Source organism: Acidimicrobiales bacterium (assembly GCA_040219085.1).
GTDB lineage: Bacteria > Actinomycetota > Acidimicrobiia > Acidimicrobiales > JAVJTC01 > JAVJTC01.
Map to the genome: position 1 here is coordinate 150259 of JAVJTC010000040.1, position 8830 is coordinate 159088.

Below are 8830 nucleotides of genomic sequence, written 5' to 3' on the forward strand. Positions count from 1 at the left end.
CTGGTTGGCTCATGGCTGCACGAAGATCGTGGCCTGGTTGGCGTCGGAGATCTCGAGGCCGCCGATCGGCTCCTGACGCCACACCGTGCCGGAGTCGAGGTCGGCGGAGGCGCCGGTTCCCGGCTGGATGATCTCGGTCACGGCGAAGCCGACACTTCGTAGCAGCGAAGTCGCTTCACCTGCACTGAGCCCGACGACGTTGGGAACCTTGATCAGGTTGTCCGGGTCGGACCCCTGGAAGTCGTCGTCATCGCTGGGATCGCCGAGGCCGCCGCCACCGTCGTCGCTGCCCCCGCCGCCGCCTCCTCCGGGTCCGTCTCCCGGAGTGGGAGTGAGCCCGCTCGCCGCCACCTCGAGTGCCACTGGCACGTTCGTCGGCACGATCGTGCCGGGCGCGGGTGACTGGTTCAGGACGGTTCCGGGTTCCTCGCCCGTGTTGGTGAACGTGGTGACGTTGGCCACCAGGAACAGTTGCTCGAGCAGGGACCGGGCCGAGACGATGTCGATCCCGACGAGGTCGGGCATCACCGACTCGGTGGGGATGGAGGTCGGGACGGTGGTCGCCACCGGGGGGACGAACTCGACGACGGGCAGCCCCTCGGTGGCCGCGGTCATGACGCGCTGCCAGATCCTCGCCGGGTACGACCCTCCGAACACCTGGATGAGTGTCGTCGGCGGCAGCATCGGGATCTGCTCCTCAGGGAAGCCGACCCATACCGACGCGGTGTACTGGGGGGTGAAGCCGGAGAAGGTGGCATCGGCTGCGTTCTCGGCGGTGCCCGTCTTACCCGCTGCGGGCCGGCCTTCGAGTTGGGCGGCGGTTCCGGTGCCGCGCTCGATGACGCCGGTGAGCGCCTGGGTCACCTGGTCGGCGACGTCGGCGGTGATGACCCGGCGGGAGTCGACGGAGTGCTCATAGAGGATCGTCCCGTCCGCACGCACGATCTCGGTCACCAGCGTCGGCTCGAGAAGGACGCCTCGTCGGGCGAAGGTGGAGTAGGCCGTCGCCATGTCGAGGGCCGTCACGTTCTCGGTGCCGAGTACCGCGGCCGGGACCGGCAGCAACTCGGCCTCGACGCCGAGATTGTTCGCCATGGCGACGCCGTTCTCGGGGCCCACATCCATCATGAGCTGGGCGTAGACGGTGTTGTAGGAGCTGATCGTCGCCTGGTCCAGTGTCACAGGCCCGCCGCTGCCACCTCCCTTGACCCGCCATGGTTCGGGAAGGTTGGGAAGCGGGATCTCGATGACCGGCGGCGCCGGGTATGTCTTGCTCATCGGGAAGCCCTGGGTGAGGGCGGCCGCGAGAACGAAAGGCTTGAACGCGGACCCGGCCTGGCGTCCGCCCTGGGTTGCGAGGTTGAACTCCGCGTCGGGGGCATCCCCGAAGAAGTCCTCGCCGCCGACCATCGCCCTGACGTAGCCCGTGGCGTTCTCGATGAGGATCACCGAAGCGGTGGGTCCGTCGGGGCCCTCGTCGGCGAGCACCTCCGCCACGGCGGCTTCGGCCTTGGCCTGTAGATCGAGATCGATCGTGGTCCTGATGGTCAGGCCGCCGTTGAGCAGAAGTTCCTCGCGCTCCTCGAACGTGTCGCCGAACAGCGGGTTGTTGACGAACCACTGGCGGACGTCTGCGACGAAGTGACCCGCGGGGTACCTGACCTCTTCGGGTTGGCTGCGGTCGGCGAGACGCAGCGGCTCGGTGCGGGCCTCGTCGTATTCCTTCTCGCTGATCCACTCGTTGGCGAGCATGCGCTCGAGCACGGCCTGACGCCGCTCCACCGAGTCCTCGGGGTTCAGGTACGGGTTGAACGACGTCGGGGCCTGGATGAGTCCGGCCAGCAGCGCCGACTCGGCGAGCGTCAACTCGTCGAGTGTCTTGTCGAAGTAGACCTCGGCGGCGGCGACGATGCCGCGGGCACGCTCACCGAAGAACACCGAGTTGAGGTACTGGACGAGGATGAACTCCTTCGTGTACTGGCGTTCGAACTGCCAGGCGAGGGCCATCTCCTCGGTCTTGCGTGACGCCGTGCGGTCGGAGCGGTCCAGGAACGTGATGCCCACGTACTGCTGGGTGATCGTCGAGAAACCCTCGGAGACACCGCCGACGTTGATGTTGGACCGGGCGGCACGCAGGATCGCCTGGAAGTCCACACCACTGTGCTGCCAGAAGCGCTCGTCCTCGATGGCGACGACGGCGTCCTGGACCATCTGGGGGATCTCGTCGATCGTCTCGACGTTGATTCTGAACTCGAGCCCCTGGAAGGACGTGAGCAGCGTCCCGTCGGCCGCGTAGATGAACGAGGACTGCGCCTGCTCGGGGACCGTGACCTCGAGATCGCGCGTGTCCCAACTGCACGCACCGGCCACCAGGCCGATGAGCAGTACCAGGGACAGCAGCCGGGTTCGCACGCGTAGAGTGTCCTTCACGACGACGGGTGAGATCGGGTCGTGGGTACGACCGGCGGCCGCCGGACCTCGTTGTTCCGCATTGTTCTGCATTGTTCCGCGTCGGCCGCTGACGTCCAGACTACGGTCCGCCCGTGCCGCTGATGCGGCACCCGCCAAACACCACACGGGAGTTCAACGTGTCAGCCTCCGACGTGCTCGGCGACCTCACCTCGCGGGGTCTCGTCCACGACAGCACCGATCCGACCGAACTGCGGAACCACCTCGACGGGGGCGTCGGGGTGTACCACGGAATCGATCCGACGGCATCGAGCCTCCACGTCGGCAACCTGATCGGTGTCCTGGCCATGCGGAGGTTCCAGATGGCCGGACACACGCCGTTCCTCCTCGTCGGCGGCGCCACCGGGATGGTCGGGGACCCGAGCGGTCGCTCCGACGAGCGGAACCTTCTCGACGTCGAGACGCTGGAGGCCAACGTCGCCGGGATCCGCTCACAACTCGAGCGCCTGGTGGATTTCGACGACGGGGCGCGTCTGGTCAACAACCTCGACTGGACGTCGCCGGTTTCGCTGATCGAGTTCCTGCGCGACGTCGGCAAGCACGTGACCGTCAACCAGATGGTGGCCAAGGAGTCGGTGCGGGCCCGCATGGCCGCGGAGACGGGGATCTCGTTCACCGAGTTCACCTACATGCTGCTCCAGGCGTTCGACTTCTGGTGGCTCCACGAGAACGAGGGGGTCACGATGCAGGTCGGTGGATCGGACCAGTGGGGGAACATCACGGCGGGCATCGACCTCGTCCGGCGCCGCAGCGGCGCGTCCGCACACGGCCTGACCTGGCCACTCATCACCCGGGCCGATGGCGCGAAGTTCGGCAAGACGGCCGAAGGGACGGTCTGGCTGGACCCGGAGAGGACCCTGCCCTACGAGTTCCATCAGTATTTCCTGCGGGTCGACGATGCCGACGTGGCCCGGATGCTCCTGCAACTGACCTTCCTGTCGCCGGAGGAGATCGAAGCGGTCATGGTCGAGCACACCCGCGATCCGGCGGCACGGGTCGCCCAGGGCCGCCTCGCCGACGCTGTGACGACCGTCGTCCACGGTGCCGGCGCCACACGTGCCGCCGCCCTCGCCGGCCAGGCGCTCTTCGGCTCGGGGGAACTCTCGGCCGAGATGCTCGGGGCCCTGCATGGTGTCGTGCCCGAGACGACGCTTTCCGCCGAGGTCCTCGACGGGGACGAGGCGGTCGTCGATCTGTTGACGCTCACGGGACTGAGCCCGTCCCGCTCCGATGCACGCCGCCAGCTCGCCCAGGGTGCGGTCTCGATCAACCGGGAGAAGGTTCAGGGCGGCGTGGTCAGCCGTGATGCCACCATCGGCGGGCGCTACCTGCTCCTGCAGCGGGGCAAGAAGGCCCGCCACCTCGTGACGATCGAGAAATCTGCTCGAGGCGGTTGACGTTCCGCTGCGGCGTCGGTAGCGTAGCTCTTCGCTCCTGAGAGGCAGTATTCGCCTCCGACAGGGGCAGCGGCACCGAAGCACACCTCCGGGTGGAATTTCGGCTGCGGCCGGTACGCCGGCCATGTCGTTCCTTGAAAACGGAAGAGAAGACGAAAAGCCAGTGCGGGCACGTCGGACGCAATCTCGTGTGTCGAGACGTGACCCCGTAAACAGAATTGCTTGGATTGTCGGACGTGAGAGGGTTCGCCCTCAGGGCGTCCGGCTCTTCGAATTCGCTGGGTCGGCGCGAGAACATGCCGGCCACGCACTGAGTCGACGGCACCACGGAGTTCGCTCCGCAGGGCCCGAGATTTTGACGGAGAGTTTGATCCTGGCTCAGGACGAACGCTGGCGGCGGGCCTAACACATGCAAGTCGAACGCGATCCGTCGGTGCTTGCACCGACACATGATCGAGTGGCGAACGGGTGAGTAACACGTGAGGAACCTGCCCCGAAGCTCGGGACAACCACGGGAAACCGTGGCTAATACCGAATGACCTCCTTTGATCGCATGGTCAGTTGAGGAAAGTTCAGGCGCTTCGGGAGGGTCTCACGGCCTATCAGCTAGTTGGTGAGGTAACGGCTCACCAAGGCAACGACGGGTAGCTGGTCTGAGAGGACGATCAGCCACACTGGGACTGAGACACGGCCCAGACTCCTACGGGAGGCAGCAGTGGGGAATCTTGCGCAATGGGCGAAAGCCTGACGCAGCCACGCCGCGTGAGGGAAGACGGCCTTAGGGTTGTAAACCTCTTTCAGAAGGGACGAAAATGACGGTACCTGCAGAAGAAGCCCCGGCCAACTACGTGCCAGCAGCCGCGGTAACACGTAGGGGGCAAGCGTTGTCCGGAATTATTGGGCGTAAAGAGCTCGTAGGCGGTTTGGTAAGTCGGATGTGAAAACTCAGGGCTCAACCCGGAGACGCCATCTGATACTGCCATGACTAGAGTCCGGTAGAGGAGCGTGGAATTCCCGGTGTAGCGGTGAAATGCGCAGATATCGGGAGGAACACCAGCGGCGAAGGCGGCGCTCTGGGCCGGAACTGACGCTGAGGAGCGAAAGCGTGGGGAGCAAACAGGATTAGATACCCTGGTAGTCCACGCCGTAAACGTTGGGCACTAGGTGTGGGGCTCTATCAACGGGCTCCGTGCCGTAGCTAACGCATTAAGTGCCCCGCCTGGGGAGTACGGCCGCAAGGCTAAAACTCAAAGGAATTGACGGGGGCCCGCACAAGCGGCGGAGCATGTTGCTTAATTCGAGGCAACGCGAAGAACCTTACCTGGGTTTGACATGTATCGAAAAGCCATAGAGATATGGTGTCCTTCGGGGCGATACACAGGTGGTGCATGGCTGTCGTCAGCTCGTGTCGTGAGATGTTGGGTTAAGTCCCGCAACGAGCGCAACCCTCGTCCTATGTTGCCAGCACGTAATGGTGGGGACTCGTAGGAGACTGCCGGGGTCAACTCGGAGGAAGGTGGGGATGACGTCAAGTCATCATGCCCCTTATATCCAGGGCTGCAAACATGCTACAATGGCCAGTACAGAGGGCTGCGAGACCGCGAGGTCGAGCGAATCCCATAAAGCTGGTCTCAGTTCGGATTGAAGTCTGCAACTCGACTTCATGAAGCTGGAGTCGCTAGTAATCCCGGATCAGCAACGCCGGGGTGAATACGTTCCCGGGCCTTGTACACACCGCCCGTCACACCACGAAAGTCGGCAACACCCGAAGTCAGTGGCCTAACCCCTCGGGGAAGGAGCTGCCGAAGGTGGGGTTGGCGATTGGGGTGAAGTCGTAACAAGGTAGCCGTACCGGAAGGTGCGGCTGGATCACCTCCTTTCTAAGGAGCTCCTCTCGATGATCTGGCTCATATGAGCCGGCGACTCGAGTAGGTTCCCAGTTAGGCACTCGCTATTCGTTCACTGCCCTCATGAAAACCTGCTTGCAGGTGAGTAGGAGCGCAGTGTCGGTGTTCGTCTCTTCCGCTTTGAAGGCGTGGTCGACAAGACCATCTACTTCACAGACGCTCTGCCCCTCACCTCGGTGTGGGGCATTCGTCATGTACGCCTCTTGAGAATTGCATAGCGAGCACGAGCATCTTTAAATAGATGATATTTATCAATTTCTTGAAATGTAGAAATTCCAAGCTACTAAGAGCCAACGGTGGATGCCTTGGCACTGACTACCGATGAAGGTCGTGAGAGGCTGCGATAAGCCGCGGGGAGCTGCCGACTAAGCGTCGATCCGCGGATGACCGAATGGGGAAACCCAGCACCCGTCATGGGGTGTTACTCCTGTCTGAACACATAGGGCAGGTAGAGGGAACCTGGTGAACTGAAACATCTAAGTAACCAGAGGAAGAGAAAGCAACAGCGACTCCCTGAGTAGCGGCGAGCGAAACGGGATGAGCCTAAACCGGTGTGGTGGAAAGCCTGACGGCGTTGCCACCCCGGGGTTGTGGGAACCGATTGAGGACGCGTCAGAGTCCTCACGGAGTTACAAAGCAAGTGTGTAGTGGAACGACCCTGGAAAGGTCGGCCGTAGAGGGTAATGGCCCCGTACACGAAACGCATCTTGCCTCCGATCGTGTCTCCCGAGTAGCGCCGGATCCGGGAAAGCCGGCGTGAATCTGCGAGGACCACCTCGTAAGGCTACGTATATGTCAGTGACCGATAGTGAACTAGTACCGTGAGGGAAAGGTGAAAAGTACCCCGGGAGGGGAGTGAAATAGTACCTGAAACCGTTGGTTTACAAGCAGTCAGAGCGTCGTCTCTGTTCTTCGGAACAGTGGCCGCGATGGCGTGCCTTTTGAAGAATGAGCCTACGAGTTACGGTGTGTGGCAAGGTTAACCCGTGAGGGGAAGCCGGAGCGAAAGCGAGTCTGAACAGGGCGTTCAGTCGCATGCTGTAGACCCGAAGCCGAGTGATCTAGCCATGGGCAGTGTGAAGCGGAGGTAAGACTCCGTGGAGGCGCGAACCCACTTCGGTTGAAAACGGAGGGGATGACCTGTGGTTAGGGGTGAAAGGCCAATCAAACTCGGTGATAGCTGGTTCTCCGCGAAATGCATTTAGGTGCAGCGTCGCATGTTCAGCCATGGAGGTAGAGCACTGGATGGGTTAGGGGCCCCACAAGGTTACCGACCCCAACCAAACTCCGAATGCCATGGTTCCAGAGTGCGGCAGTGAGACCCCGGGGGATGAGCTTCGGTGGTCGAGAGGGAAACAGCCCAGAACACCAGCTAAGGCCCCTAATTCTGTACTAAGTGGTAAACGATGTGGGATTGCACAGACAGCCAGGAGGTTGGCTTAGAAGCAGCCACCCTTGAAAGAGTGCGTAACAGCTCACTGGTCGAGTGATCCTGCGCGGACAATGTAACGGGGCTCAAGTACAGAGCCGAAGCTGTGTATTCGTACGCAAGTACGAGTGGTAGCGGAGCGTCGATCTTGCAGAGAAGCGGCGGTGGAAACCGTCGTGGAGCGTGGTCGAGTGCGAATGTAGGCATGAGTAGCGAGAGAGGGGTGAGAAACCCCTCCGCCGGAAGTCCAAGGGTTCCTGGGGAAGGCTAATCCTCCCAGGGTGAGTCGGGAGCTAAGACGAGGCCGAAAGGCGTAGTCGATGCACAACTGGTTGATATTCCAGTACCACCACATTATGCGCCCATGCCAAAGCAACTTTGCTAAGGGGATGCTGCTAGCCCGTAAAACGGCCGGCAGACGAACCGACCCAGGTTGTGGCGGCAAGCAATGCGGGGACGCAGGAAGGTAAGTGATCCCAGGTGATGGTTATCCTGGGGTAAGCGTGTAGGGAGAGGCCCAGGTAAGTCCGGTCCTCATCAATCCTGAGACGCGACGCCGAGCCGAATCAGGCGAAGTCACCGATCCTATGCTGCCAAGAAAAGCCGCTAGCTAGTACGTGTGGTGCCCGTACCCCAAACCAACACAGGTGGACAGGTAGAGAATACCAAGGCGATTGGGAGAACTATGGTTAAGGAACTCGGCAAAATGCGTCCGTAACTTCGGGAGAAGGACGACCCCAATAGGGTGACGGGATTTACTCCCTGAGCTCGAAGGGGTGGCACAAACCAGTGGGAAGCGACTGTTTACTAAAAACACAGCAGCGTGCGAAGCCGTAAGGCGCTGTATACGCTGTGACTCCTGCCCGGTGCTGGAAGGTTACGGGGAAGGGTTAGCCCTCGGGCGAAGCTCTGAACCTAAGCCCCAGTAAACGGCGGCCGTAACTATAACGGTCCTAAGGTAGCGAAATTCCTTGTCGGGTAAGTTCCGACCTGCACGAATGGAGTAACGACTCCCCAACTGTCTCAACCATAGACCCAGCGAAATTGAAGTACGAGTAAAGATGCTCGTTAGCTACAGAAGGACGGAAAGACCCCGTGGACCTTTACTACAGTTTGGTATTGGTTTTTGGTCTGAGTTGTGTAGGATAGGTGGGAGACTAGGAAGCATCGGCGCTAGCTGGTGTGGAGTCGTCCTTGAAATACCACCCTTCTCATATTGGAAATCTAACTTCGGCCCGTTATCCGGGTCAGGGACAGTGCCAGATGGGTAGTTTGACTGGGGCGGTCGCCTCCTAAATTGTAACGGAGGCGCTCAAAGGTTCCCTCAGACTGGTCGGCCATCAGTCGTCGAGTGCAAGCGCACAAGGGAGCTTGACTGCGAGACTTACAAGTCGAGCAGGTACGAAAGTAGGAGCTAGTGATCCGGCGGTTGCGTGTGGAAGCGCCGTCGCTCAACGGATAAAAGGTACCCCGGGGATAACAGGCTAATCTTCCCCAAGAGTCCATATCGACGGGAAGGTTTGGCACCTCGATGTCGGCTCATCGCATCCTGGGGCTGAAGCAGGTCCCAAGGGTTGGGCTGTTCGCCCATTAAAGCGGTACGCGAGCTGGGTTTAGAACGTCGTGAG

General features: G+C 61.4%; 2 protein-coding genes and 2 rRNA genes. 3 read left to right on the top strand and 1 reads right to left on the bottom strand.

All coding sequences use genetic code 11. The features are described 5' to 3' along the window. Positions 1-9 precede the first annotated feature (9 nt). Positions 10-2412 carry a transglycosylase domain-containing protein gene (locus tag RIE08_17075; protein MEQ8719325.1) on the bottom strand — a complete coding sequence of 801 codons (2403 nt, stop codon included), beginning with the start codon at positions 2410-2412 and terminating at the stop codon, positions 10-12. A 176-nt stretch (positions 2413-2588) separates the two neighbouring features. On the opposite strand from RIE08_17075, the gene tyrS reads away from it, so the two are divergent. The 3 genes from tyrS to RIE08_17090 all read left to right on the top strand — a co-directional run. Further along, positions 2589-3866: a tyrosine--tRNA ligase gene (gene tyrS, locus RIE08_17080; GenBank protein ID MEQ8719326.1), complete on the top strand. Its 1278-nt coding sequence runs from the start codon at positions 2589-2591 to the stop codon at positions 3864-3866. 355 nt (positions 3867-4221) lie between these two features. Further along, a 16S ribosomal RNA gene (locus RIE08_17085) occupies positions 4222-5746 on the top strand. Between the two features lie 300 nt (positions 5747-6046). Then, positions 6047-8830: ribosomal RNA gene (locus RIE08_17090) — 23S ribosomal RNA — on the top strand; the annotation flags it as partial.